At 66.2% G+C, this 24,940-nt stretch carries 18 protein-coding genes and 1 riboswitch; of the genes, 6 read left to right on the top strand and 12 right to left on the bottom strand.

Going from position 1 to position 24,940, the window contains the following annotated elements; translation table 11 throughout:
* The first annotated feature begins 48 nt into the window (after nucleotides 1-48).
* The 3 genes from gorA (at nucleotide 49) to ahpF (ending at nucleotide 4,063) form a co-directional block, all read left to right on the top strand.
* Complete coding sequence (gene gorA, locus AC0MAZ_RS19190; protein WP_203652310.1) at nucleotides 49-1,404, top strand: glutathione-disulfide reductase; 1,356 nt, start codon at nucleotides 49-51, stop codon at nucleotides 1,402-1,404.
* A gap of 250 nt (nucleotides 1,405-1,654) precedes the next feature.
* The gene (ahpC, locus tag AC0MAZ_RS19185) at nucleotides 1,655-2,218 is read left to right on the top strand and encodes an alkyl hydroperoxide reductase subunit C (protein ID WP_008090543.1); all 564 of its coding nucleotides are present in this window, start codon (nucleotides 1,655-1,657) and stop codon (nucleotides 2,216-2,218) included.
* A gap of 282 nt (nucleotides 2,219-2,500) precedes the next feature.
* Nucleotides 2,501-4,063, top strand: a complete 1,563-nt coding sequence (ahpF, locus tag AC0MAZ_RS19180; RefSeq protein WP_475858856.1) for an alkyl hydroperoxide reductase subunit F — start codon at nucleotides 2,501-2,503, stop codon at nucleotides 4,061-4,063.
* Nucleotides 4,064-4,168: 105 nt separating this feature from the next.
* Here the strand turns inward: ahpF and AC0MAZ_RS19175 are convergent, their stop codons facing one another.
* The 11 genes from AC0MAZ_RS19175 to AC0MAZ_RS19125 all read right to left on the bottom strand — a co-directional run bounded on the left by AC0MAZ_RS19175 (nucleotide 4,169) and on the right by AC0MAZ_RS19125 (nucleotide 19,523).
* Nucleotides 4,169-5,350 carry an MFS transporter gene (locus AC0MAZ_RS19175; RefSeq protein ID WP_234560706.1) on the bottom strand — a complete coding sequence of 394 codons (1,182 nt, stop codon included), beginning with the start codon at nucleotides 5,348-5,350 and terminating at the stop codon, nucleotides 4,169-4,171.
* Between the two features lie 58 nt (nucleotides 5,351-5,408).
* Nucleotides 5,409-6,212 (bottom strand): 2,5-didehydrogluconate reductase DkgB, encoded by an 804-nt coding sequence (gene dkgB / locus AC0MAZ_RS19170; RefSeq protein WP_254464158.1) that lies wholly within the window; start codon nucleotides 6,210-6,212, stop codon nucleotides 5,409-5,411.
* A gap of 270 nt (nucleotides 6,213-6,482) precedes the next feature.
* Nucleotides 6,483-7,688 carry an NAD(P)/FAD-dependent oxidoreductase gene (locus tag AC0MAZ_RS19165; protein WP_232855595.1) on the bottom strand — a complete coding sequence of 402 codons (1,206 nt, stop codon included), beginning with the start codon at nucleotides 7,686-7,688 and terminating at the stop codon, nucleotides 6,483-6,485.
* A gap of 131 nt (nucleotides 7,689-7,819) precedes the next feature.
* Complete coding sequence (locus tag AC0MAZ_RS19160) at nucleotides 7,820-8,875, bottom strand: GlxA family transcriptional regulator (RefSeq protein ID WP_475858855.1); 1,056 nt, start codon at nucleotides 8,873-8,875, stop codon at nucleotides 7,820-7,822.
* Between the two features lie 234 nt (nucleotides 8,876-9,109).
* Nucleotides 9,110-11,236, bottom strand: coding sequence for a TonB-dependent receptor (locus AC0MAZ_RS19155; RefSeq protein WP_475858854.1), 2,127 nt, complete (start codon nucleotides 11,234-11,236; stop codon nucleotides 9,110-9,112).
* Nucleotides 11,237-11,343: 107 nt separating this feature from the next.
* Nucleotides 11,344-11,548, bottom strand: a riboswitch (cobalamin riboswitch).
* A gap of 173 nt (nucleotides 11,549-11,721) precedes the next feature.
* Nucleotides 11,722-12,291: a GNAT family N-acetyltransferase gene (locus tag AC0MAZ_RS19150; protein WP_203652316.1), complete on the bottom strand. Its 570-nt coding sequence runs from the start codon at nucleotides 12,289-12,291 to the stop codon at nucleotides 11,722-11,724.
* A 78-nt stretch (nucleotides 12,292-12,369) separates the two neighbouring features.
* Nucleotides 12,370-12,714, bottom strand: coding sequence for a carboxymuconolactone decarboxylase family protein (locus AC0MAZ_RS19145; protein WP_198742706.1), 345 nt, complete (start codon nucleotides 12,712-12,714; stop codon nucleotides 12,370-12,372).
* 112 nt (nucleotides 12,715-12,826) lie between these two features.
* The gene (locus AC0MAZ_RS19140; protein ID WP_234560703.1) at nucleotides 12,827-13,600 is read right to left on the bottom strand and encodes a hypothetical protein; all 774 of its coding nucleotides are present in this window, start codon (nucleotides 13,598-13,600) and stop codon (nucleotides 12,827-12,829) included.
* A gap of 64 nt (nucleotides 13,601-13,664) precedes the next feature.
* On the bottom strand, nucleotides 13,665-14,942 hold the full coding sequence (locus AC0MAZ_RS19135; protein WP_254464156.1) for a bifunctional O-acetylhomoserine aminocarboxypropyltransferase/cysteine synthase: 1,278 nt from the start codon (nucleotides 14,940-14,942) through the stop codon (nucleotides 13,665-13,667).
* 75 nt (nucleotides 14,943-15,017) lie between these two features.
* Nucleotides 15,018-15,983, bottom strand: coding sequence for an SCO family protein (locus tag AC0MAZ_RS19130; protein WP_232855590.1), 966 nt, complete (start codon nucleotides 15,981-15,983; stop codon nucleotides 15,018-15,020).
* Nucleotides 15,984-16,127: 144 nt separating this feature from the next.
* Nucleotides 16,128-19,523 carry an Ig-like domain-containing protein gene (locus tag AC0MAZ_RS19125; RefSeq protein ID WP_475858853.1) on the bottom strand — a complete coding sequence of 1,132 codons (3,396 nt, stop codon included), beginning with the start codon at nucleotides 19,521-19,523 and terminating at the stop codon, nucleotides 16,128-16,130.
* Between the two features lie 244 nt (nucleotides 19,524-19,767).
* Between AC0MAZ_RS19125 and AC0MAZ_RS19120 the strand changes: the two genes are divergently transcribed.
* Together AC0MAZ_RS19120 and AC0MAZ_RS19115 are read left to right on the top strand one after the other, a co-directional pair.
* Entirely contained in the window at nucleotides 19,768-20,514 is a 747-nt protein-coding gene (locus AC0MAZ_RS19120; protein ID WP_186734299.1) for a sulfite exporter TauE/SafE family protein, read from the top strand.
* Nucleotides 20,515-20,783: 269 nt separating this feature from the next.
* Complete coding sequence (locus tag AC0MAZ_RS19115) at nucleotides 20,784-21,524, top strand: hypothetical protein (RefSeq protein ID WP_475858852.1); 741 nt, start codon at nucleotides 20,784-20,786, stop codon at nucleotides 21,522-21,524.
* 44 nt (nucleotides 21,525-21,568) lie between these two features.
* Here the strand turns inward: AC0MAZ_RS19115 and AC0MAZ_RS19110 are convergent, their stop codons facing one another.
* A complete protein-coding gene (locus tag AC0MAZ_RS19110; RefSeq protein ID WP_028692010.1) occupies nucleotides 21,569-22,987 on the bottom strand; it encodes an aminotransferase-like domain-containing protein in 1,419 nt (472 codons plus the stop codon).
* Nucleotides 22,988-23,400: 413 nt separating this feature from the next.
* Between AC0MAZ_RS19110 and AC0MAZ_RS19105 the strand changes: the two genes are divergently transcribed.
* The gene (locus AC0MAZ_RS19105) at nucleotides 23,401-24,810 is read left to right on the top strand and encodes an amino acid permease (protein WP_232855587.1); all 1,410 of its coding nucleotides are present in this window, start codon (nucleotides 23,401-23,403) and stop codon (nucleotides 24,808-24,810) included.
* The last annotated feature ends 130 nt before the right edge of the window (nucleotides 24,811-24,940 follow it).

Below are 24,940 nucleotides of genomic sequence, written 5' to 3'. Positions count from 1 at the left end.
CGGCGGCCAACGGCGCTATGCTGGGCGCCTGCCCAGGAGACTGAATACATGGCTTACGATTTTGATCTGTTCGTGATTGGCGCCGGTTCCGGCGGTGTGCGCGCGGCGCGTTTTGCTGCGGGTTTCGGCGCAAAAGTGGCGGTGGCCGAGAGCCGCTACCTCGGCGGCACCTGCGTCAATGTCGGCTGCGTACCGAAGAAACTGCTGGTGTACGGCGCCCATGTCGCCGACGAACTGGAACAGGCTGCAGGTTTCGGCTGGACCCTGGAAGAGGGCCACTTCGACTGGGGCACGCTGATCGCCAACAAGAACCGCGAGATCGAGCGCCTCAACGGCATCTACCGCAACTTGCTGGTCAACAGCGGCGTCACCCTGTTGCAGGGCCACGCCCGCATCACCGGCGCCAATGAGGTGGAGGTCGAGGGCCAGCGCTACAGTGCCGCCAACATCCTCATCGCTACCGGCGGCTGGCCGCAGGTGCCGGACATTCCGGGCAAGGAACTGGCCATCACGTCCAACGAGGCGTTCTACCTCAAGCAACTGCCGCGACGCGTGCTGGTGGTGGGCGGTGGTTACATCGCCGTGGAGTTCGCCGGGATCTTCCAGGGCCTGGGCGCCGACACCACGCTGCTGTATCGGGGCGATCTGTTCCTGCGCGGTTTCGACGGCTCGGTGCGCACGCACCTGAAGGAAGAACTGGAAAAACGCGGCATGGACCTGCAATTCAACGCCGACATCCAGCGTATCGACAAGCTTGCGGACGGCAGCCTCAAGGCCACCCTCAAGGATGGTCGCGAGCTGGTCGCCGATTGCGTGTTCTACGCCACCGGCCGTCGGCCGATGCTGGACAACCTGGGCCTGGAGAACACCGGCGTGGAGCTGGACGAGCGCGGTTACATTCGCGTGGACCAGCAGTACCAGACCACCGCCCCGTCGATCCTGGCCATCGGCGACGTGATCGGCCGCGTGCAACTGACCCCGGTGGCGCTGGCCGAAGGCATGGCCGTGGCCCGCCGCCTGTTCAAGCCCGAGCAGTACCGCACGGTCGACTACCAGAACATTCCGACCGCAGTGTTCAGCCAGCCGCCAATCGGCACCGTGGGCCTGACCGAGGAGCAGGCGCTGGCCGCCGGGCACAAGGTGCAGATCTTCGAGAGCCGCTTCCGGGCGATGAAGCTGACCCTGACCGATATCCAGGAAAAGACCCTGATGAAGCTGGTGGTCGATGCCGACACCGACAAGGTGCTGGGCTGCCACATGGTCGGGCCGGATGCTGGCGAGATCATCCAGGGCCTGGGGATCGCCCTGAAGGCAGGTGCGACCAAGCAGCAGTTCGACGAGACCATCGGCGTGCACCCGACCGCCGCCGAAGAGTTCGTGACCATGCGCACCGTCACCCGCTAATTGTCGGGGCCTCTTCGCGGGTAAACCCGCTCCCACAAAGGTATGCATGAAACCTGTGGGAGCGGGTTTACCCGCGAAGAGGTCAGCACGGCCGGCGCAATCCTTTGCTCAGCCCAATCCCTTCTATTAATAATCCCGCCTTATAGCCAAAACCAATCACCAGCATGAGCTTTGCCAATGAGCCTTCGAGGGGACCAGCGGTTAGGATTCTCTCCGTCAACCGAATTCAACCCATGAAGGAGCGTCTCTCATGCCAATCATCAACAGCCAGGTCAAACCGTTCAACGCCACTGCTTTCCACAATGGCGAATTCGTCCAGGTCAGCGAAGCCGACCTGAAAGGCAAGTGGTCCGTCGTGTTCTTCTACCCGGCCGACTTCACCTTCGTCTGCCCGACCGAACTGGGTGACCTTGCTGACAACTACGCCGAGTTCCAGAAGCTGGGCGTGGAAATCTACGGTGTGTCCACCGACACCCACTTCACCCACAAAGCCTGGCACGACACCTCGGACACCATCGGCAAGATCAAGTACCCGCTGATCGGTGACCCGACCCACGTCATCTCGCGCAACTTCGACGTGCTGATCGAAGAAGCCGGCCTGGCCGATCGCGGTACCTTCGTGATCAACCCGGAAGGTCAGATCAAGATCGTCGAAATCAACGACGGCGGTGTAGGCCGTGACGCCAGCGAACTGCTGCGCAAGGTCAAGGCTGCCCAGTACGTTGCCGCCCACCCAGGTGAAGTCTGCCCGGCCAAGTGGAAAGAAGGCGAAGCCACTCTCGCTCCGTCCCTGGACCTGGTCGGCAAGATCTAATTTTCGTCCGATAAGCGCCTGCGCGACGACCATGCTGCGTTGAAAACAGGCTCGGAATGCTCATTTGCACCCAGCAAAGTCGAGCGCGACTCCGACCGTTCCTCGCCTGTTTTCGCCTTGCCTGATCGCCGCGCAGTCACTTCTCGAACGAAAATCCGGTTATGCGCCAATCGCGGGCGGTAGACAGCCGCCAAAGCTGAAGTAGTTACCGCCCCGTAAAAACGCCCGGGCGATCTCGCCTGGGCGTTTTTGTATCCGAGTTTTGAAAAAGGAATCGCCCGTATGTTGGACGCCACGCTTAAATCGCAACTGAAAACCTACCTGGAGCGGGTCACCCAGCCGATCGAGATCGTTGCCTCCCTCGACGACGGCGCGAAGTCCCGCGAACTGCACGACCTGCTGGTGGAAATCGCCGGCCTGTCGAACCTCATTACCTTCAGCGCGGATGGCAACGACGCCCGTCGTCCTTCGTTCTCGCTGAACCGCCCTGGCGCGGATATCAGCCTGCGTTTCGCCGGCATCCCCATGGGCCACGAATTCACCTCCCTGGTGCTGGCGCTGCTGCAGGTCGGCGGCCACCCCTCCAAGGCCAGTGCCGAAGTGATCGAGCAGATCCAGGCGCTGGAGGGCGAATTCACCTTCGAAACCTACTTCTCGCTGTCGTGCCAGAACTGCCCGGACGTGGTCCAGGCGTTGAACCTGATGGCGGTGCTCAACCCCAATGTGCGCCACGTCGCCATCGATGGCGCGCTGTTCCAGGATGAAGTCGAAGCCCGCAAGGTCATGGCGGTGCCGAGCATCTACCTGAACGGCGAAGTGTTCGGCCAGGGCCGCATGAGCCTGGAAGAGATCCTCGGCAAGATCGACACCAATGCCGGCGCTCGCCAGGCCGAGAAGATCAACGCCAAGGACGCCTTCGACGTGCTGGTGGTCGGGGGTGGCCCGGCTGGCGCGGCCGCGGCGATCTACGCCGCCCGTAAAGGCATTCGCACCGGTGTCGCCGCCGAGCGCTTTGGCGGCCAGGTGCTCGACACCCTGGCGATCGAGAACTTCATCTCGGTGCAGGAGACCGAAGGGCCTAAGCTGGCCACGGCCCTGGAAGAGCATGTCAAGCAGTACGACGTCGACATCATGAACCTGCAGCGCGGCGAAGCGCTGATCCCGGCCACCGATGGTGGCCTGCATGAAGTACGCCTGGCCGGCGGCGCCTCGCTCAAGGCCAAGACGGTGATCCTCGCCACCGGCGCCCGCTGGCGTGAAATGAACGTGCCGGGCGAGCAGCAATACCGCGCCCGTGGCGTGGCCTACTGCCCGCACTGCGACGGCCCGCTGTTCAAGGGCAAGCGCGTGGCGGTGATCGGCGGTGGCAACTCCGGCGTGGAAGCGGCCATCGACCTGGCCGGCGTGGTCGCCCAGGTGACCCTGATCGAGTTCGACAGCCAGCTGCGCGCCGATGCCGTGCTGCAGCGCAAGCTGCACAGCCTGCCGAACGTCAAGGTGATCACCAGTGCACTGACCACCGAAGTGGTCGGCGATGGCGAGAAGGTCACCGGCCTGTGCTACAAGGACCGCACCAACGACACGCTGCATGACCTGGCGCTGGAAGGCATCTTCGTGCAGATCGGCCTGTTGCCGAACACCGATTGGCTCAAGGGCACGGTGGAGCTTTCGCCGCGTGGCGAGATCATCGTCGATGCCAAGGGCCAGACCAGCATCCCCGGCGTGTTCGCCGCCGGTGACGTGACCACGGTGCCGTACAAGCAGATCGTCATCGCCGTGGGCGAGGGCGCCAAGGCGTCGCTGGCGGCCTTTGATCACCTGATCCGCACTTCGGCGCCGGCCTGACGGCAGCGGGGTGTAAACGTGAAACCGCCGCCATTCCTTCGGGGATGGCGGCGTTCTTGTGTTGGGGCTATCGCGGGCAAGCTCGCCCCATGTGGGTGATCCCGGTCAGGCTGGATTACCCAGCGCTTCGTCGGCGGCCTTGCCGCGCCCGCCCAGCCACACCAGCAGCAACCCGGTCGCCGCCAGCAGGCCACCGGCCATCGGCACCGCCGCATAGCCCAGGTCCAGGCTGATCACCGCGCCACCCAGGGCGGCGCCGACGGCATTGCCCAGGTTGAATGCACCCACGTTGATCGATGACGCCAGCCCCGGAGCCTCGGCTGCGGCGATCATCACTCGCATCTGCAGCGGCGGCACCACGGCGAAGGTGAACATCCCCCACACCAGCAAGGCCAGCGCGGCGCCGACATGGCTGCCCAACACCAGCGGCATCAGCAGCATGATCGCCGCCAACGCGCCGAGGAAGATCCGTGCGGCGCCGTCCAGCGACCAGTCGGCCAGCTTGCCGCCCAGGCTGTTGCCGAGGGTGAAGCCGACGCCGATCAGCACCAGGCCGAGGGTGACGAAACTGTCGGAGGCGCCGGTCAGTTCGGCGAGCACCGGGGCGACATAGGTGTACAGGGTGAACATCGCGCCGGCGCCCAGTACCGTGGTGGCCATGGCCAGCAGCACGTTGGGGCGGGCGATCACCGCCAGTTCCTTGCGCACATGGGGCACGCTGCCGCGCTCGCCCTTGGGCAGGGCGTACCACAGCGCCGCGATGGCCAGCACGCCGAGCACCGCGGTGCCGGCGAAGGCCATGCGCCAGCCGACCTGCTGGCCGAGCCAGGTGGCGGCTGGCACGCCGCCGATGTTGGCGATGGTCAGGCCCATGAACATGGTGGCCACGGCGCTGGCCTGCTTGTCCCGGGGCACCACGCTGGCGGCCACCACCGCGCCCAGGCCGAAGAAGGCGCCGTGGTTGAGGCTGGTGATCAGGCGCGAGAGCAGCAGGGTGTAGTAGTCCGGCGACAGGGCCGAGAGCAAGTTGCCGACGGTGAAGATGCCCATCAGCATCATCAGCGCGGCACGCTTGCCGAAGCGGCTGAACAGCAAGGTCATGATCGGCGCGCCGACCATCACGCCGATGGCATAGGCGGTGATCAGCATGCCCGCGCTGGGGATGCTGGCACCGACGCCATCGGCGATCACCGGCAACAGGCCCATGGGGGTGAACTCGGTGGTGCCGATGCCGAAGGCGCCGATGGCCAGGGCGAACAGCACCCGTTTGGGGGAAAGCGTGCTCATTGGGAGCTCCGAAAAAGCGGTTGAGAGCGGGGCGGTGGGCCTCCATGCCCGAAGGATATCAGTCCCAGGCTGGCGCCAGGCCGTCCGGGCTGACTTCGCGGCCGTTGCGCTCCAGGGTGGCGATGCGCGCCATGTCGTCGGCGTCAAGGCGCAGGCTGCGGGCAAGCAGGTTGCTGGCCAGGTTCTCGCGTTTGGTGGACGACGGGATAACCGCATAGCCCAGTTGCAATGCCCAGGCCAGGGCCACCTGGGCCACGGTGGCCTTGTGCTTGGCGGCGATCTCGGTCAGCAGCGGATCCTTCAGCACCTTGCCGTAGGCCAGGGTCATGTAGGAGGTGGTAGTGATGCCCTGCTCCTGGAGGAAGGCAGTCAGCTTGCTGTTTTGCAGGTACGGGCTGAGTTCGATCTGGTTGGTGGCGATCTCGCCCTGGCCGACCACGGCGATGGCCTGGCGGGTCAGCTCGATATTGAAGTTGGAGATGCCGATCTGGCGGGTCAGGCCCTGGCGCTTGGCGTCGGCCAGCGCCTGCATGTATTCGGGCAGCTCGACGCCGTTGCCCGGCGCCGGCCAGTGGATCAGCAGCAGGTCGACATGGTCGGTGCGCAGTTTGGCCAGGCTCTCGCGCAGGCTGGGGATCAGTTTGTCGGCGGCGTAGTGGTCGACCCAGATCTTGGTGGTGATGAACAGCTCGTCGCGCGGCACGCCGCTTTCGGCGATGGCCTGGCCGACCTCGGCCTCGTTCTTGTAGATCTGCGCGGTGTCGATGACGCGGTAGCCCAGCGCCAGCGCCGACTTGACCGAATCGATGACGGCCTGGCCGGTGAGGCGGAAGGTACCCAGGCCAAAGGATGGAATGCTCATGCAACTGCTCCTGTCGAGTGAGGGGATCGAGGCCCGGGCAGTGGGGCACGGGATCGAACGGGTAGGCGCAGTGTGCGGTGTTCGGCGGGATTGATTAAGCCGTTGACGCGCCAAGGTCCTTTGACCTGGAGTCATGAATACCTGGTTGGATTGTGAGCGGGGCGAGGCAATGGCGGCTATCGCGGGGCAAGCCCGCAGGGGCTGCGCTGACTGCTCTCAGTAACAGCGCAGCCCCGGGGGTGGGCGATCTGCGGCAGGTTGGCAGTGCTGTCAGGCGACCGGTATCAGCGGGTCGGCCGCTGCCAGTGCCGTGGCCCGGTCCGCTGCTGGCGGGTAGATCCACACCGAGTTGATCTGCTGCTTGAGCTGCTTGGCCTCGGCCTTGTCGGTCGGTGGCGAAACGGTACGTTCCCAGCCTTCGGTGTACACCGCGCCCCAGGCGCCGAGGTCCAGGCAGGTGACGTACTTGGGCTGGCTGTAGGTCATCGGCGCCACGCCGATCAGCTCGGCGGCGGCGTTGTTGCCGGCGTAGCGGCCCAGGGGGATGGCGTGCTGGCAGGACATCACGGCAAAGTTGCCGACCTCGTCGCAGGCCGCGTAGGCCACATCGCCCGCGGCATACACATCCGGGTTGCCGATGACCTTGAGCTGGCCGTCCACATGCAGGCGGCCCTGGCGATCGCGCTCGCCGGTGATCTGCTCGGTCAGCGGGTTGGCCTTGAAGCCGACGGTCCAGACCACCGTATTGGCGGCGATGCGTTCGCCGTTGTCGAGCAGCACGCCACCGGCATCCACCGAGGCCACCGTGGCGCCGCAGACCCATTCGATGCCCAGCGCCGCCGAGGCCTGCTCGATGGCCGGGCGGATACCGTCGCCCAGGGCGGCGCCGATCTTCGCCCCGCGGTCGACCACGACGATGCGCGGCGTGACCTTGTCGCCCAGGATCGCCCGCAGCCGGCTGGGCAGCTCGGTGGCGGTCTCGATGCCGGTGAAGCCGCCCCCGGCCACCACCACGGTGTTGCGCGCCGGGCTGTCGGGGCGGGCGGCCAGGGACTTGAGGTGTTCTTCCAGGCGGGTGGCTGACTCGATCTTGTCGACGTCGAAGGCGTGGCGGTCGAAGCCTTCCAGCGCCGGGCGGTTGAGCAGGCTGCCGCAGGCCATGATCAGGCGGTCGTAGCCAAGCCTGGCGTCGATGCCGCCGGGCTGGCGGTACGCCACTTCACGGCTGGCCTGGTCAATGTGGTAGGCGCTGCCTTTGACGAAGCGCACGTTGACCGCATCGAACAAAGCCTGCAGCGGCGCGCCCATGGTGTGCACATCGGGTTCGTAGAAGCGGGGGCGGATGTGCAGTTCCGCCTGGGGGGCGAGCACGGTGATCTGCACGTCGTCGTGTTTGTGCTGGTCGAGCAGGCGGGCGGCGCCGAGGGCGCTCCACAGCCCGGCGAAGCCTGCGCCAATGATCAGGATCTGTTTCATGGGGTGCTCCTGGATGCCGCGATTATCGATGTTGTCGCTGCGGCAGTGGGAAAAGGGTACGCCTTGTGGGTGGGCCTGGATTGCGGCCCGACAGGCGTGCAGCAGATGCTAAAGGCGTGCCCCGTTTGCCCCTAGGCCAAAGAACCCTGGATTTCGGCCAGCGGCACGCTGCGGGCAAAGCGTGCCCGGTAGTCCCGCGGGGTCACCGCCAGATGGCGCTGGAACGCCAGGCGCATGCGCTCCTCGCTGCCGAACCCGCAGTGGCGGGCAACCTGCTCGATATGCTGGTCGGAGTTCTCCAGCAAGCGCCGCGCCGCCTCCAGGCGGAACACTTCGATGGCCTTGGCCGGGGTGCGGCCGGTCTTGTGCTTGTACACCCGGGTGAAGTTGCGCAGGCTCATGCGCGCCTGCTCGGCCAGCCGCTCGACCGTCAGGCGCGGGTCGCCCAGGTGCTCGTTGAGCCACAGGTGCAGGGCCTCGAAGGCGGCGCCGTCCTCGCCCTGGGCCTTGAGCAGTTCGCTGAACTGCGCCTGGCCACCGGGGCGCTTGAGGAACACCACCAGTTCGCGGGCCACCTGCATCGCCACCTCGCGGCCGCAGTCGGCCTCGACCAGGGCCAGCGCCAGGTCGATGCCGGCGCTGACCCCGGCCGAGGTCCACACCTGGTCCTGCTGCACGAAGATCGACTCGGCATCCACCTCGATGGCCGGGAAGCGCCGGTGCAGCGCATCGCACATCGCCCAGTGGGTGGCGGCCCGGCGGCCGTCGAGCAGGCCGGCGGCGGCCAGCAGGAAGGTGCCGCTGCACACCGAGGCGGTGCGTCGGGCGCGCTGGGCGGCCTGGGCCAGCCAGGCGATCAGCTCGGCGTGATCGGGGAGGGTGTGGACGATCTCCGGTGCGCCGGGCACCACCAGGGTGTCAAACGGCTCGCACAACCAGGGTGCCAACGGTTCGGTGCCTATCGACAGGCCTTCTGCGGTGGGCACCAAGCCGCCTTCGAGGCTGGCAGTGACCAGGCGATAGCCCGACAGGCCACGCGCGGTACGGGCCTTGGTCGCGGCCCAGAACACCGTCTGCGCGCCGGTGAGGTCGAGCAGGCCCATCTGCGGGTAGGCGAGGAACAGCAGGGTGCGCGGCTGATCCAGGGCGTGCACGGGCGGGGTGGGGATCTGCGGGATGTCGGTCATGGCGCGCTGCTTGTGACGGAGGCGTAGCGCTAAGTCGAGCACCTGGCGCGGCGCCGATCAAGCGCCGCGCGACAGGCGCAGGCGCCGAGGCTTTGCAGGAACAGCGTGGGAGCGGGCTTGCCCCGCGATGACGTCGGCCCAGGTTGGCGAAGCATCGCGGGGCAAGCCCGCTCCCACGCTGCCCCAGTCAGATCGGAGATTTACGTTTTGAACCCCGAGTGGGCTGTACCTGCCTCAGAAGCTGTAGTCGACCGTGGCGAAATACGAGCGCGGCGCGCCCAGCAGCCATTGCTCGCCGCTGAAGCTGGACTGGGCGTACTGGCGGTCGAACAGGTTGTTCAACTGCAGGCCCAGGCGCACATCGGGCAGCACCTGCCAGCCCAGGTTGGCGTCGACCACCGTGTAACCCGGCACGCGCTGGTCGTTGGCCGCGCTGGAGTAGCGCTCATCCACATAGCGCAGGCCGATACCGGCATCCACGGCCTGGCCGAATCCCTTGCTCAGCCACAGGTTGGCGGTGCGCCGCGGCACATCCTGCGGGCGGTTGCCGGCGCGGTCGTGCACCGTGCCGTTGTTGCCTTCCTCGAGGAAATCGTCGTACTTGGCCCGCACCAAAGCGGCATTGGCCGAGAGCTGCCACTGGTTGCCCAGCGCCAGTTCCAGGCTGGCCTCCAGGCCGTCGGAGGTCTGCTGGCCGGCCTGCTGGCTGTCGTGGGTGAGCGGGTTGTACACCGGCAGTTTCTTCTTGACGATGTGATAGGCCGCCAGCGTCCACTCGCCACGGGTATCCCAGAAACGTTGCTTGAGGCCGATCTCGGTCTGCTTCGCTTCGGTCAGCTCCAGGCGCTTGTTCGGGCGCTGGGTGAGCAGGTCGCCGACGCCGTCCTCGCTGGTGGAGTACTGCCCGTACAGCGACAGGTCGTCGGTGAGCGCGTACACCAGCCCGGCGCGCCAGTTGCCGCCTTGCAGGCTGCGGTCGCTGCGGGCGTTGTTGACCAAGTCGTCACGGTCGATGTGGTTCTGGTCGCGGCGGATGCCGGTGACCAGTGCGAGACGGTCGCTCAGCTGGGTGCGGTTTTCGGCGAACAGGGCGAAGGTGTCGACCTTGGACAGCGTCTGCGCGCGGGTCGGGCTGAGGCTGTGGAAACCGCCCGGAGCCGGATGCCACGGGTCGAGCGGGTCGCTGCTGCCATCGCTGTAGGGCGAGTTGCTGTCGACGTTGAAGCGGATGCGGTTGTATTCGGCGCCGACCACGGTCTTGTTGGCCAGGCCGAACAGGCCATGGTCGAAGGTGAAGCTCTGGCGATCGCCGAGCTGCTCCTGGTTATGGCGAATCTCGAGGAAGCTGCCGCGCTGGATTACGCCGTTGGCGGCGTCCCAGGCGTAGGACTCGGCGTTGCGCCACTGGCGGCGGCTCTTGATGTAGTACAGCTGGTTGCTGGCGCTGACACTGTCGCTGAGGGTCCAGTCGGTGGTCAGGCGCGTCCACTCGTCGTGGTAGCGCTGTTCGTCGTTGCTGACGTTGTAGTTCTTGCGGCGCACGCTGCTGCGCAGGTGCCCGTCGATCAGCGGGGTGCCGTAGTAGTTGGCTGGTTGCGCATCGCCGCGTTCGTGGGCGAGGGTGAAGCTCAGGTCGTCGCTGGCATCGAAGCGCAGGGCGGCGCTGAGCGCCAGGCTGCGCGAGTCGGTGCGGTCGACCCAGCCGTTGCCGGCCTGCTGGTTGAGGGTCACGCGGTAGCTCAGCCGCTCGCTCAGGCTGCCGCCGCTGTCCAGGCCCAGTTGCTGGCGGTCCCAGGAGCCGTAGCCCAGGCGCAGGTGGTTGCGGATGTCACCGGCGTACGGCTTCTTCGGCACCACGTTGACCACCGCGCCGGTGGCGCCTTCGCCGTACAGCACCGAGGCGGGGCCGCGGACCACGTCGATGCGCTCGACCATCCACGGGTCGACCGGAAAGGTCAGGGTGCCGGCGCCGGCGTACAGGCGCGAGCCGTCGAACAGGGTCATCACCGAACTCTGCCCGGTGAAGCCCCGGGCCGACAGGCCGGTACCGCCGTCGCCCGGTGTGCCGATGAAGGTCAGGCCCGGCGAGCGGGTCACGGCGTCCTGCACGGTGAGGTTGTTGCGCTGCTGGATCTGCGCCTCGGTCAGGCTGCTGGTGCTGGCCGGGGTGTCCAGGGCGCTGAGGTTCAGGCGCGAGCCGGCCGGGGTTGGCGTGGCCAGGTCGATGACCTGTGGCTCGCGGGTGTCGGTGATCGCCGTGGAGGGCAGGGTGAGGGGCGCCACTTCATGGTCGTCGGCCAGTGCTGGCAGGGACACGGCCAGGCAGGCCGCCAGGGTGTGAAGCTTGTTGAATCGGGACATGTCGTTCCACTGCTGCAGGAAGGAATGGATCCCGGTGGAAAACACGCAACGGCGAAGCGCGCACGCAGGCGCGCGCGGATACCGGCCTGCGCCCGCCCACCGCGGGTTGCCAAGTGAAGCCTCAGGCCGGTCTCCGGGCTTGCGAGGAGCATGAAGCCTTCACCTTCCCATGCGTGCGCACAGTGGTCTGTCGAAGGATTCGCTCGCTTACCGTTGCGGGGGCAGCGCCGGACTTGTCGTGACAACGACGCACCGGCTTCCCGTTTCACCCTGCGCGCGGCGGCGCAGGACACCTGAAACTGGCGCGCATCTGACCATCGAACGGGTGGCGAGTCAATCGCCTGGGTGGCAGGAAAATATCTGGTGGGGCAATGGGTTAGCTGCAATTGCGTTGTCGCTGATCGCGGGGCAAGCCCGCTCCCACGGCGATACCCTGGCAGCTCCAGGCAATCGGATCGTGGGAGCGGGCTTGCCCCGCGATGGGTTCAGCGCCCGCGCCGACGCGAAACCCGCGCCTCGATATTCTTGCGTCCGATCAGCAGCGCCGGCTTTTCCACCACCGGCTCGTCTGCCAGCCACTTGTACATCACCAGGCAGTCCACCAGGCCCAGCTCGGCATGGCGGTAAGCCCTGGGCAGGCGGCCGACGGTCTCGAAGCCGAGCTTGTGCCACAGCGCCACCGCCACCTCGTTGCTGGCCACCACCGAATTGAACTGCAGGGCCAGGAAGCCCTCCTGGCGCGCCAGCTTCTGCGAGTGCTCGCACATCAGCCTGGCCACGCCCCGGCCGCGGGCCTGCTCGCAGACCATGTAGCCGCAGTTGCCGACATGCCCGCCGGGGCCGGCGGCATTGGCCTTGAGGAAGTAGGAGCCGAGCAGCACGCCGTCGTCCTCGGCCACCAGGGTGCGCAACGGGGTTTCCAGCCACAACCGACGCGCCTGGTCGACGTCCAGGGCCGGGTCGAAGGCGTAGGTCTGGCGGGCCTGGACAATGGCCTGGAAGGTCGGCCAGAAGCGTTCGAAGTCTTCCGGGGTCATGGGGCGGATCTGGATCATGGTGGTTCCTGCACGGGCTGAACCGCCAAGTCTGGGTGTCGCGGCGCCGTCGCGCAAGGGCGGCGGCGCCATGAAGTTTCAGGCGCCAGTCTTGCCCACGGCGTCCAGCGCCCTGGCCGAGTAGACCAGCGCGGCGCCGGCGTTCATTGCCACCGCCACGCCCAGGGCCTCGGCGATCTCCTCGCGGGTGGCGCCGTGCTTGACCGCCTGCTGCGAATGCACGGCAATGCAGCCGTCGCAGCGGGTGGTGACGGCGACGGCCAATGAGATCAGCTCACGGGTCTTGGCGTCCAGGTGATTGGTCTTGGCCCCGGCGCCGCTGGCGGTCGCGTAGCCGGCCACGGTATCGGGTGAGAGTTGCTTGAGATCGCCGATGCCGGCCATCAACTGCTTACGGTAGGCGTCCCAGTCCATCATGCTCATCGTCTTCACCTTGTCAGGTTGGCAACAGGAGCATTCAGGCTAGTCGATATTTCGCTGGAGGGGCTGGCCCCAGGGAGGATGGATCAAACCCGGGACCTGTTCGAATCACTGGTCAATCGGTCGGTACCCGGCGCAGCGCCGCCGCCAACGCGACGGTCAGTGCCACTGCCAGGCCCATGGCGAGGCCGATGGTCACGGCAACCCCCAATCGTTCCAGCAACCCCGCCATCGCCAGGTAGAATGCAATCACTCCCAGCGCACCAATGGCATTGCCCCGCACCATCGCCGCCATCCCGGCTCGGCCGCCCTGCACATGGGCGAACACCACCAGCGGCCAGGCGATCACCGGTATTGGCGCCAGCATGCCGCTGGTGGCCGGCCCCAGCCAGCTGGCCAGGCTGGTGGTGATCATCAGCAGCGAGGTGGCCGATACCATGCGCAAGGGAATCTCCCAATACCGCTGCCGGGGACGGGCGAGGGTGTCGGGCCTGGGCTCGCGGCCACTGGCGCGGATCAGCACGCCGATCAGCAGCAGCGCCACGGCCACCGACAGGTAAAGCCCACCCCAGTGGGTGAAGGCATAGGCCGCCAGGCCGTAGAACAGGATCGCCAGCAGCACGGCCGGGGCGATATCGACCCTGCGCGTGGCGAACAGGTAGAAGGCGTAGGTGGCCTGCACCGCCGCCAACCCACCCAGCGCGCCGGGCACCGCGCCCAGGGCGAAGCCCGTGCCTTGCTCCAGGCACAGGAAGGTCATCACCAGGGCCGAGGTGATCGGCAGACCGGACAGCAGCCCGCCGAGCAGTCCGCCCCAGCGCCGCGAGGCGAGGGAGATGGCCCACATCAGCAGCGGGGTGACCAGGAGTTTCAGGTAGAAAAGGGTCATTACGCGAGGTTCCGGTTCTGCAGGGTACGCGCCCGCCGTCGGCATTGGGTGGGGCGCGGGTCGATCAGCCGCGGCTGGCCTCAAGGGCCTGGGAGAGGTCGGCGATGATGTCGTCGCTGTGCTCGATGCCGATCGACAGGCGCACCATGTCGCGCGGTACGCCGGCCTTCTCCAGCTCTTCGTCGTTGAGTTGACGATGGGTGGTGGAGGCGGGGTGGCAGGCCAGCGACTTGGCGTCGCCGATGTTGACCAGGCGCACCACCAGTTGCAGCGCATCGATGAAGCGCGCCCCGGCGGCCTGGCCGCCCTTGATGCCGAACGACAGGATCGCCGCCGGCTTGCCGCCGGTGTAGCGCCGGGCCAGTTGGTGCTCGGGGTGGTCCGGCAGGCCGGCATATTTCACCCAGGCCACCTGGTCGTGTTCCTGCAGGTAGCGGGCGACCTTGAGCGCATTCTCGGTATGGCGCTCCATGCGCAGGGCCAGGGTCTCCAGGCCTTGCAGGATCAGGAAGGCATTGAATGGCGACAGCGCGGCGCCGGTGTTGCGCAGCGGCACCACGCGGCAGCGACCGATGAAGGCGGCGGGGCCGAAGGCTTCGGTATAGGTGACGCCGTGGTAGGACGGGTCGGGAGTATTGAGCAGGGCGAAACGCTGCTTGTGGTCGGCCCAGGGGAATGTGCCCGAGTCGATGACGATGCCGCCGATGCTGGTGCCGTGGCCGCCGATGTACTTGGTCAGCGAGTGCACGACGATATCGGCGCCGTGCTCGAACGGGCGGCAGAGAATCGGCGTGGCCACGGTGTTGTCGACGATCAGCGGCACGCCATGGCGGTGGGCTGCCTCGGCCAGCGCGGCGATATCGACGATGTTGCCGGCGGGGTTGCCGATCGACTCGCAGAACACTGCCTTGGTGCGCGCGTCGATCAGGGCCTCGAGGGCGGCGATGTCGTCGTGGGCGGCGAAGCGGGTGGTGATGCCCATGCGCGGCAGGGTGTGGGCCAGCAGGTTGTAGGTGCCGCCGTACAGCTTGGCCACCGAGACGATGTTGTCACCAGCTTCGGCGACGGTCTGGATGGCGTAGGTGATGGCGGCCATGCCCGAGGCCACGGCCAGCGCGCCGACCCCGCCCTCGAGGGCGGCCATGCGTTGCTCGAGCACGTCGTTGGTGGGGTTCATGATGCGCGAGTAGATGTTGCCCGCGACCTTGAGGTCGAACAGGTCGGCGCCGTGCTGGGTGTCGTCGAAGGCGAACGAGGTGGTCTGGTAGATCGGCACGGCCACTGCCTTGGTGGTCGGGTCGGGGCTGAAGCCCGCGTGGATGGCGAGTGTTTCCAGCTTCATGCGGTCGTTCCTTGAGCGTGGGATGGAAGCGGTTGAGCATGGGCTGGGGCGGCGCTGGCGGTCAAGGGTCGAGGTTCAACGTTGCGCCGAGGGCACCTGGCGCCGTTGTGTTTCTTCCTCGAGATAGCTGATCAGCGCGGCCACTTCGGTTTCCCCCAGGCGCATGTTGGGCATCGCCAGCTGGTTGTACTGCGCGTACAACAGCATTGCCAGCGGGTCTTGTTCCGCCAGCATCCGATCCGGCTCCTTCAGCCAGCGCTTGAGCCACTGTTCATCCCGCTGACGGGTCACCCCCAGCAGGTCCGGGCCGATGCCACGGGTGGCACCGGGCTCGGCATCACCCAGGGTATGGCACGACGAGCAGCGGGTACGGAACAGTTGTTCGCCGGCGCTCGGCGGGCGGATATCCGGGGCCTGGGTGTAGTCGCGGCGCTGGGCGCTGGCGGTCTTCCAGTTGTGCAGGCTGTTGGCCAGGCGGTCGGCGAGGATGTACGGGCTTTCGAAGGGCGAGGCCTTCATCCAGCGGCCGGTGGCCTGGTTGCCGATGATCAGGCTGAGGTTGTGGTCCTTGCTGCGGCCGTTCTCCAGTCCTTCGATGTACAGCCCGAGGCTGCGGCGCAGTTGCTCGATGTCGGCGGCTTCGCCAGTGAGCAAGGTCCAGCCGGGGCCGATGGCGAACTTCTCGGCGTAGCGCTTGAGGGTGGCGGGGGTGTCGTTGTAGGGGTCGATGCTGATCGAGTAGATGAAGATGTCCTGGCCGACGCGCTCGCCCAGCAGCTTCTGCACCTGGCGCAGGCGCGCGGTTTCCACCGGGCAGGAGTCGCCGCAGCCGGTGAAGATGAAGTTGATGGCCACCACCTTGTCCTTGATCAGGTCGTCGAAGAAGCGCACCTGTTGGCCGTCCTGGGTGAGCAGGGGGATGTTGGGGAAGTAGTCGGCGCCCCAGGGTGTGGAGGGCGTTGCGCGGGTGCTGGGGGGGAGCGACCAGGCAAGGCTGAGGGGGAGCAGCAGCAGGAGCAGCAGGCGGCAGAGGCGGGGCATGGTTCTACCCTCTGGTCAGGGGACAGGCAAGGACAGCGTGGGAGCGGGCTTGCCCCGCGAACACCGGCAGAGCCGGTGCCACGCGGTGGGTCCATCGCGGGGCAAGCCCGCTCCCACGCCAATCCTCATGGGGGCTTGGCGAAATCAACGGATACTCAGCGGCACCGTCACGCTCTGCCCCAGCGCCGACTTCACCGTCACCGCCGGTGGCGAGGCCGGGCCGCTGCCAGTAGTGGTCACCGACAACTTCCAGCGCGCGCCGCTGCCGCTGGTGGTCAGGGTCGCCAGGCCCAGGTCGAGCGGCCCGCTGGTGGTGTTGGTGGAGACCCGGATACTGTTGCCGGCGGCCACCGAGGTGGTCCCGGCGATTTCCCAGGTCCAGCGGCTGTTGCTGCGCAACTGTACCGTGGCGCTGCTGACCTGGATCTGGTCCATCGGTACCGCCGGCGAGACCGCAATGCTCACCGTGGCCGGCGCCAGCGACTCGAGGCCCTTGGCGTCGCGCGCGGCATAGGTGAAGCTGGCGGTGAATGCCGTGGCGACCGTGGCCGGGGGGGTATAGGTCAGCTGGGTGCCGTTGCTGCTCACCGTGCCCTGGCCGGAGTCGGGCTGAGCCAGGCTGCTGATGCTCAGCGGCAGGTTGCCGTCGGGATCGGTGTCGTTGGCCAGCACGTTGAGCACGATCGGCTTGCCGGCCATGGTCGCGGCGCTGTCGTTCACCGCCACCGGCGGCTTGTTGCTGTCGTTGCCGGGGCCACTGCTGGCAGTGCGGAAGGTCGGCAGGGCGGCGGAGTTGATGTATTCCACGCCATCCCAGCCGGGCAGCGGCGTCGGCATCATCTGGAACTGGCCGGGGTGTTCCAGGTCCCAGCGCAGCAGCATCGAGGTGTCCTCGTGCTGGGTGTTGTGGCAGTGCTCCATGTAGGTGCCGGCGAACTCGCGGAAGCGAATGGCCATTTCCACTTCTTCCGACGAATCAGCATCCGGGCCGATGCGGTACACGTCCTTGCGCGCCCATTTTTCCCATTCCGGCGGCGCCTTGCCGTCGCGGCTGAGGATCACCCCTTCCTCGAAGTGCACGTGCACCGGGTGGCTCCAGCCGTTGCCGCCGTTCTTGATCTTCCACACTTCCAGGGTGCCATCGCCGCTGAAGCCGGCGTCGGTGGCTTCGTTGGCCAGTTGCGGGGCGGCGCTGATACGCCGTGGGTCCATGGTGAAGCCAAAGCCGCCGTCGGTCTTGATGGTCCAGGGCGTGCTGTCGGTGCCGTCGGAGCGGCCGAAGATGAACTCGCGGTGGCGAGCGGCCTTGATCTTGACCTGATCGCTGGCGCTGTTGCGGTCGATGGGCAGGGGGATCATCGCCAGGCCAGCAGCCTTGCCGGGCTTGGCCGGTTCATACAGGCTCGGGTCCATGCTGACGTCCTGGCCGGTGTAGGGCTGCACGATCAGTTGCATGAACTTGCCGACCACCGGGTCGCCGCCATCCCATTCCGGGCCGTTGCTGGTCTGCTTGATCACAGGCTTGTACTTGCCCGACAGCACGTCGGCCAGGGCGATGGGCTGTTTCGGGCCCTTGCCGGTCTCGTGTTCCATGAGGTTGACGAAGTACAGCTTGTCGCCGACCTTGATCCCGTTCCTGGCGAAATTGATGATGATGTCGTAGCGCTCGGCGATGCCCTGCAGCGGCATGATGGCGTTGTTGTCCTGCAGGTTGCCGTCACCGTTGAGGTCCAGGGTGCCGTCGAACGGCACGGCGTGTTCCATGATGTTGCCGTCGTTGGCGATCATGTGGAACGGCACCCGGGCGTAGGAAAGGTTGGAGCCGGTCGGGCCCTTGAACTCGCCGCTGGTGCCGGCGATTTCACGCACCACGGCGAACTTGAAGTAACGCGACACCGAGCCGTTGAGAATGCGGAAGCGGTAGCTGCGCGCGCGCACCTTGAGCTTGGGCTGGTACTGCCAGTTGACCAGGATCTGGTCGCCGAGGAAGCCGTCGGTGTTGAACGGGTTGAACCACAGCTGGCCGTTGGCATCCCAGGCCTTGTCGGCGATCACCAGGTTGACGTCATAGTCGCGGTTGCCCCACGGCATCGCCGCGCCGCTGGGAAAACGCAGGTTGACGCCGTCCTGCAGGGCCTCGTTGCCGCGGTCGATGGCCGAGTAGTAGTTCATCATCACCGCGTTGCCCTTGTAGACGTTCTGCGCGGTGAAGTCGAGCATGTGGTCGTGGAACCAGTGGGTGCTCATGGTCTCGCGCCAGTCGCCGCGTATCTTGATGCTGCCGTTCTCGCAGGTCTTCAGGCCTGGTGAGGCGTCGTTGACGTACAGGGTTTCGCCCGGCGCGCAGGGGAAGGCGGCGCGCGGGTCCTGGGCACGGGTGTTGATGGTGTCGTAGCCGGCCAGCTGGATCGGCCAGCGGTAGTCGTAATACTGGCCGGGGAAGAAGTAGGCGTTGGCGAAGCCGTCGCTCTCGGCCGGCGAGTGGCCGTTATGCTCGTGGGTGGAGATGGTGTGCAGGCCGAAGCCGTTGTTGGCCGATGGGTCGATCGGCAGGGCGTTGTAGTGGCGCATCAGTACCGGCTGGCCGTAGCGCACCATCAGCAGCTTGACCGGGAAGGTGCCGTCGAAGGTCCACAGCGCCTTGTGGCCCTGCAGGGGCATTTTCGGGTGGAAGCGCGTGTCGATGCCCTTGGTGGTGCCCAGGGTGGTGGGGATGTCGGAGGTCTGGTAGTACAGCCCGCCCGGGGCGAATTCACCCTTGGCGTAGTTGTGCAGCTGCTTGCGGTCGCGCAGGCCCTGGTTGATGCGCGCCCCGGCCTGGGCGGTCTTGAACGCGGCCTGGGGGTAGAACTCGTTCCAGCGCTGGTGCGACCAGCCCTTTCCTGGCGGACGGCCTTCGGCGGGCGAGCCGACCCCGCTGCGGTTGAGGAACATCTCGATCTGCGCCTTCCACGGGTTGCGGTCGAGCACGTTGGCGTACTGCGACGGGAACGGCGTCAGCCCCGGCTGGGTCAGGAACGCTTCCAGGGCGTTGCCGTTGGGGCTGCTGCGGGCGGCGTAGTCGGGGTCCTGGGCGGGGGCCGCGCCGATCACGGGCGGCGGGAAGGTCATGGCGTAGGGCGGGGTGGCCGGGTCGAGTTTCTCCGGGCCGAACTCTTCGAACAGCAGCAGTTGCTGAGTGAACGGCTCGGCGCCGAACAAGGGGCTGGGCTTGCCGTTGGTGGGGTACTTGCGCGAAGTCTGCAACGCAGGGGGCAGCACGTTGTTGCTGGTCACCGTGCCGCGGGTGCCGTAGACGCCATTGGTCAGCTCCAGCGAGCCTTCGTTGGCCTCGGGCATCGACTTCAGGGCCTCCAGTGCCGCCGCCTGGGCCGCTGGCGTGGCGGGCGGGTCGCTGTACGCGGAAGGATCGGTAGGAGGTGGCTGGCTCACGTCGTCGAGCGACCCGGCGACCGCGCTGGCCAGCCCCAGGCTGAGCAGCAGTGCCGTGAGGGAGGACAACCTGGACACCTGGGTCGATGTTGCAGCTGGTTTCTTCATTGCCGTATGCCCCGTGTTGTGCAGACTGGCATCTGTTGCCACTCGAGGAGCGGCGATGTGCCTTGAACAGAGGTCAGCAACGGCTGTGCCAAGCGGTAAATGGCCAAACGCCAGTTGTTTCAAGATGTTGCAATGTTGCGAACGAGAAACGCTCAAGATGTTGCCGCAAACCTGGGGCTGGACACCCATTGCTGGGTGGGGAATGCTCCCCAGCCGTTGTCATCGATCGTCGCAGGGAGCCCACATGGATCCGCTCTATCTCATCGCCCTTGGCGCCATCGTCGCCGGTTTCGTCCAGGGCCTGTCGGGCTTTGCCTTCGGCATGGTGGCCATGTCGTTCTGGGCCTGGGGGCTGGAGCCACGGGTGGCGGCGGTACTGACCGTGTTCGGTAGCCTTACCGGGCAGTTGATCGCCGTGTTCAGCGTGCGCCGGGGCTTCAGCTGGACGCTGCTGTGGCCCTTCGTGCTGGGCGGGCTGGCGGGGATTCCACTGGGCGTGTGGGTGCTGCCTTACCTGGACATGCTGTGGTTCAAGGCGGTGTTCGGCACGCTGCTGGTGGTGTGGTGCCCACTGATGCTGCTGGCGCCGCGCCTGCCGCGTCTGCAGGGCGGGCGCCTGGCCGATGGCGCGGTGGGCATGGTCGGCGGGGTGCTGGGCGGCATCGGTGGTTTTACCGGCACGGTGCCGACGCTCTGGTGCACCCTGCGCGGGTTCGAGCGCGACACCCAGCGGGCGGTGATCCAGAACTTCAACCTGTCGATGCTGGCGGTGACCATGCTTACCTACCTGGGCAGCGGGCTGGTGACCCCGGCGCTGCTGCCGGCGTTCGCGGTGGTGGCGTTGGCGATGGCAGTGCCGACGCTGCTGGGCACGCGGCTGTACCTGGGGATCAGTGAACTGGCGTTTCGCCGGATCGTGCTGGGGCTGCTGACCCTGTCCGGGGTGGCGATGCTGGTGGTGGCTGTGCCGGGATTGCTGGCGCGGGGCTGATGCGGCCGATCACCTCCTCTGTAGGAGCGGCCTTGTGCCGCGAAAGGGCCGCAAAGCGTCCCCGGCGATCTTTGCATCGACGCTGAAATCCAGGGGCCGCTACGCAGCCCTTTCGCGGCACAAGGCCGCTCCTACAGGGAAACGCTTACATTTCGGTCATCGCACAAGACCGCTTCATCACACGCAGCCAACCCTTGCCCGAACCCGGTGTTCTTGGCACCCTTGCCTGCCTTGCCTCTCGTCACGCCCGTAAACAAGGAACCCTCAAGGTGAATTGGGAAAAAGTCGGTAAATCCCTGGTGGGCCTGCTGGCCCTGGTCACCGTCGCCGCCGCGCTCTATGCGGTGCTGCGCGACGACGACCGCCTGCAGGCGCGCCTGACCTACGCCCATCTCACCTATCCGGGCCAGTTCAGCGAGCGTATCAGCCAGGCCAACGACCTGCTCAAGTACGAGCGGCTGCACTCGCAGATCAGCGAGATCGGCGCTGGTTCCCTCAGCCATCCGCAGATCGACAAGCTGGTCGATCTGGCCCAGGCCCCGTATCTGCAGCTGTTTGCCAGGCCGTTCGAGGCCGGATTGGTGGATCACCGCACCGGCCTGCTCATCGAGCTGTACAACCCCGCCCAGGCGCCGCTCAAGGCCGTGCACATCCGTTTGCCGGCCAAAGGCCTGGTGCAGGTGCGCGACGCCGCCGGCAATGACACGCTGGTGCCGACGCCCACCAGCAGCATCGACCTGCCGGCCATCGACGGGGTGAGCGAGAGTAAGGTCTGGGTGTACTTCGACGCCGACTATTCGCAGATCCGCCAGGGCGGCATCAGCATCCGCGATGCCGATGGCAGCGCCGATATCCAGGTGACCCGCGAAGTGGTGGGGTTCCCGGCGCTGCTGGCGCGCTACAGCCAGCTGGTGGTGGCGGTGTTTGCCGGGCTGGTGCTGGGGTTGCTGGCGTTGGCGTATGCGTGGCTGGGGCGGAGCAGGGCTGCGGGTGTTTCGCACTCTCTTTAGGTGAGTACGCCGGGCTACTTCCGCGCTTATGAGAAGTGTTGACTTCAACCTCGGCGAACGTGCTTGACCAACACCTTCTCCAGCAACTCCCACATCGCCGGATCGGTACTGAACGCCACATTGAAGCGCATCCACCCGGTGGCCTTGGCATCGACCATGAATAGTTGCCCGGGCCCGAGCATGATGCCTTTCTCCAGGGCATCATCCAGCAGCGCGGCGCTGTCGGGGATCGCCGGATGGCGGGTCCAGATGTACATCCCCTCATCCGATTCGATGAACAGCTCGAAGCCCAGCCGGTGCAGGTGCCGGCCGACTTCCTGGTGCGCCTCGGCCAGGCGCTGGCGCAGGCGCTTGAGGTGCTTGCGCCAGCGACCGTCGATGATCGCGGCGTATACCACCCGTTCCATCACCTGCGAAGTGGTCAGGCCCGAGCGCATCTTCAGGTGCAGCAGTTGCTGGGTCAGTTCGGGGTTGGCCAGCAGGTAGCCGACCCGTACGTTGGGTGAAATGCTTTTCGAGTAGCTGCCCACGTACACCACCTGCTGCAAGTGGTCGAGGCTGGCCAGGCACGGCAGCGGGTCGGCGATCATGTCGGCGTAGAGGTTGTTTTCCACCAGGCGGAAACCATGCTGGCTGGCCAGTTGCAGCAAACGGTGCAGCTGCGCCAGCGGGGTGCGCGAGCAGGTCGGGCTGTGCAGGTGTGGCTGGGTGAAGAAGGCCGTTGGGCGGTGGTGGGCCAGCAGGCGCTCTAGCTGGTCGAGGTCGTAGCCGGCCGGAGTGCGAGGCACGCCCACCAGGGTGGCGCCCTGGGTGCGCAGGATGCTCATCAGGTTGGGGTAGCCGGGGTCGTCCACCAGCACTACGTCGCCGGGGCGTACCAGGGTGCGCACGGCCAGGTCCAGGGCCTGGCTGGCGCCGTGGGTGAGCATCAGCTGCGCCGGGTTGGCGACGATCGACAGTTCCTGCTGCAGGTTCTGCGCGGTCAGCGCACGCAGCTCCGGCAGGCCCAGGGGGTCGCCGTAGCCGGACAGCTCCAGCGGGCTGCCGGCCACCTGGCGCAGGCCGCGGCGCAGGCCCTCCTCGTACATCCAGTCGTTGGGCAGCCAGCCGCAACCCGGCTTGAATGGCAACTGGCGGATCTCGAAGATCTGCTGCAGGTACCACTCGGAATTGAAGGTGGGGCGGCTGGTGTCGACTTCGACGTTGTGCTTTTCCAGCAACTCGTTCGCCGCACGATTGACGAAGAACCCTGCATTGCCCTTGCTCACCAGCAACCCTTGGGCCACCAGGCGGTCATAGGCTTCGACCACGGTGAAGGTGCTCACCGAGTAGGTCGAGGCGAACGCCCGGATCGACGGGACCTTGGCCCCGGGCTTGAGGGTCTGGTCGTCGATCAGCGCGCGCAGCCCGTCGATGATCTGGTTGACCAGCGGGGTGGAGGAGTCCGGATGGAGCTGGAGCATTCGGGTGCCTGCAGGGGGTATCGCGGGTGTATTGCATCGGCGGCCTGTACAGTGCAGTGCGATTTTCATGCCGCTGTGCATGGCCCTATGTGTTCGACATTTTTACATTACGTGTCAGATATAGCCAACACAGCACGTACCAGCGCCATGAATAATCACAACATCGCTGCTTTGCCGTCGGGGTTTGCCCCGCACCTTCCTTTCGCCTGGCCGGACGCTTCTCGTCCGTCCCCAGCATGGTTCAGTTCGTCCAGAGGGTTGCCTCTGGCCGCGTAAGCAGGCCGCCACGGATGGCCTGCGTGTGCTCCGCACACCTCCCTGCCCGCAGTAGCACTGATGTACAGGTGAGACCGATAACCATCGGGGTTTCACAGTTTTTCCTTGGATAAAAAGAAGCACGGGGTAAATAACTGATGGACGCAACATCCACATCCACCACCGCGAAGGATGGGCACGAGAGCAAGCTCAGTGCCTCGCTCAAGTCGCGCCACCTGACGATGATGTCGATCGCCGGGGTGATCGGCGGCGCCTTGTTTGTCGGTTCCGGCAGCGTGATCCACAGCGCCGGCCCGGCCGCCGTGCTGGCCTATCTCGCCGGCGGCATCCTGGTGGTGCTGATCATGCGCATGCTCGGCGAAATGGCGACCTCCTCGCCGGACACCGGCTCGTTCTCCACCTACGCCGACCGCGCCATTGGCCGTTGGGCCGGTTTCACCATCGGCTGGCTGTACTGGTGGTACTGGGTGATCCTCATGGCCTGGGAGGCCTACGTGGCGGGCAAGATCCTGCACGGTTTCTTCCCCGACGTGAGCGTCAACGTGTTCGTGCTGGCCACGACGCTGCTGCTGATCACCGTCAACTTCTTCAACGTCAAGCACTACGGCGAGTTCGAGTTCTGGTTCGCGCTGATCAAGGTGGTGGCGATCGTCTGCTTCCTGGTGGTGTGCACCGCCGCGGTGATGAACATCTGGCAGTTCGGCGAAGTGCGCGGTATCACCCATCTGACCGCCGAAGGCTTCATGCCCAACGGCATCACCACGGTGATCGGGGCCTTGCTGGGGGTGATGTTTGCCTTCCTTGGCGCCGAGATCGTCACCATCGCGGCCTCCGAGGCGAAGGATCCGGCCACCCAGATCGTCAAGGCGACCAACTCGGTGGTGTGGCGGGTATGTCTGTTCTACGTCGGCTCGATCTTCCTGATCGTCTGCCTGGTACCGTGGAACGACCCGCAGTTGGGCGTTTCCGGCTATGGCGCCTACCGCCGTACCCTGGAGCTGCTGGGTGTGCCGTATGCCGAGCTGCTGATGAACTTCGTGGTGCTGACTTCGGTGAGCAGCTGCCTGATCTCCGGCCACTACACCGCCTCGCGCATGCTGTTCTCCCTGGCCCAGCGCGGCGACGCGCCGCGCCTGTTCAAGTACACCCGCACCGGTACCGGCGTGCCGGTGAATGCGATCATCGGCTCGTGCCTGGTGGCGGTGTTCTGCGCGCTGATCAACTTCAGCGACACCCTGCGGCCGAAGGACGTGCTGGAAACCCTGATGAACACCACCGGCATGATCGCCCTGCTGGTGTACCTGGTGATCGCCTTCTCGCAGTTGCGCATGCGCCGCAAGCTGATCGCCGAGGGCAAGGAAGTGCGCCTGAAGATGTGGCTGTTCCCGTGGCTGACCTACCTGGTGATCCTGTTCATCGTGGCGGCCCTGGTGACCATGGCCTTCATGCCTGACTACCAGATCCTGGTGATTTCCACCGGCATCGCCGCGGCGATCGTGGTGGCGATGGGCGTGGTGCACCAGATCCGTACCGCCACGCGTCACTGATCGCGGCAGTGCCTCTGGCAACGGCCGGTCCCTTTTAAGGGATCGGCCGTTTTCATTTGTGGGCATCGCCTCCTTTGCCAGTCAGATCATCCTTACGTTGCTACATGCCGACATGGCTTATGCTGCACAC

The organism is Pseudomonas sp. A (assembly GCF_056270345.1).
This window is presented reverse-complemented; position numbering and strand designations above follow the sequence as displayed.

Bases quoted from the DNA above. Each gene is read 5' to 3' on its own strand.
- AC0MAZ_RS19160 (WP_475858855.1), bottom strand. From the start codon at position 8,875: ATGACCGACATCCCGCAGATCCCCACCCCGCCCGTGCACGCCCTGGAT.
- AC0MAZ_RS19165 (WP_232855595.1), bottom strand. From the start codon at position 7,688: ATGAAACAGATCCTGATCATTGGCGCAGGCTTCGCCGGGCTGTGGAGC.
- dkgB (WP_254464158.1), bottom strand. From the start codon at position 6,212: ATGAGCATTCCATCCTTTGGCCTGGGTACCTTCCGCCTCACCGGCCAG.
- gorA (WP_203652310.1), top strand. From the start codon at position 49: ATGGCTTACGATTTTGATCTGTTCGTGATTGGCGCCGGTTCCGGCGGT.
- AC0MAZ_RS19105 (WP_232855587.1), top strand. From the start codon at position 23,401: ATGGACGCAACATCCACATCCACCACCGCGAAGGATGGGCACGAGAGC.
- AC0MAZ_RS19110 (WP_028692010.1), bottom strand. From the start codon at position 22,987: ATGCTCCAGCTCCATCCGGACTCCTCCACCCCGCTGGTCAACCAGATC.
- ahpC (WP_008090543.1), top strand. From the start codon at position 1,655: ATGCCAATCATCAACAGCCAGGTCAAACCGTTCAACGCCACTGCTTTC.
- AC0MAZ_RS19155 (WP_475858854.1), bottom strand. From the start codon at position 11,236: ATGTCCCGATTCAACAAGCTTCACACCCTGGCGGCCTGCCTGGCCGTG.
- AC0MAZ_RS19175 (WP_234560706.1), bottom strand. From the start codon at position 5,350: ATGAGCACGCTTTCCCCCAAACGGGTGCTGTTCGCCCTGGCCATCGGC.
- AC0MAZ_RS19130 (WP_232855590.1), bottom strand. From the start codon at position 15,983: ATGCCCCGCCTCTGCCGCCTGCTGCTCCTGCTGCTGCTCCCCCTCAGC.
- AC0MAZ_RS19145 (WP_198742706.1), bottom strand. From the start codon at position 12,714: ATGAGCATGATGGACTGGGACGCCTACCGTAAGCAGTTGATGGCCGGC.
- AC0MAZ_RS19150 (WP_203652316.1), bottom strand. From the start codon at position 12,291: ATGATCCAGATCCGCCCCATGACCCCGGAAGACTTCGAACGCTTCTGG.
- AC0MAZ_RS19120 (WP_186734299.1), top strand. From the start codon at position 19,768: ATGGATCCGCTCTATCTCATCGCCCTTGGCGCCATCGTCGCCGGTTTC.
- AC0MAZ_RS19135 (WP_254464156.1), bottom strand. From the start codon at position 14,942: ATGAAGCTGGAAACACTCGCCATCCACGCGGGCTTCAGCCCCGACCCG.
- ahpF (WP_475858856.1), top strand. From the start codon at position 2,501: ATGTTGGACGCCACGCTTAAATCGCAACTGAAAACCTACCTGGAGCGG.
- AC0MAZ_RS19125 (WP_475858853.1), bottom strand. From the start codon at position 19,523: ATGAAGAAACCAGCTGCAACATCGACCCAGGTGTCCAGGTTGTCCTCC.
- AC0MAZ_RS19140 (WP_234560703.1), bottom strand. From the start codon at position 13,600: ATGACCCTTTTCTACCTGAAACTCCTGGTCACCCCGCTGCTGATGTGG.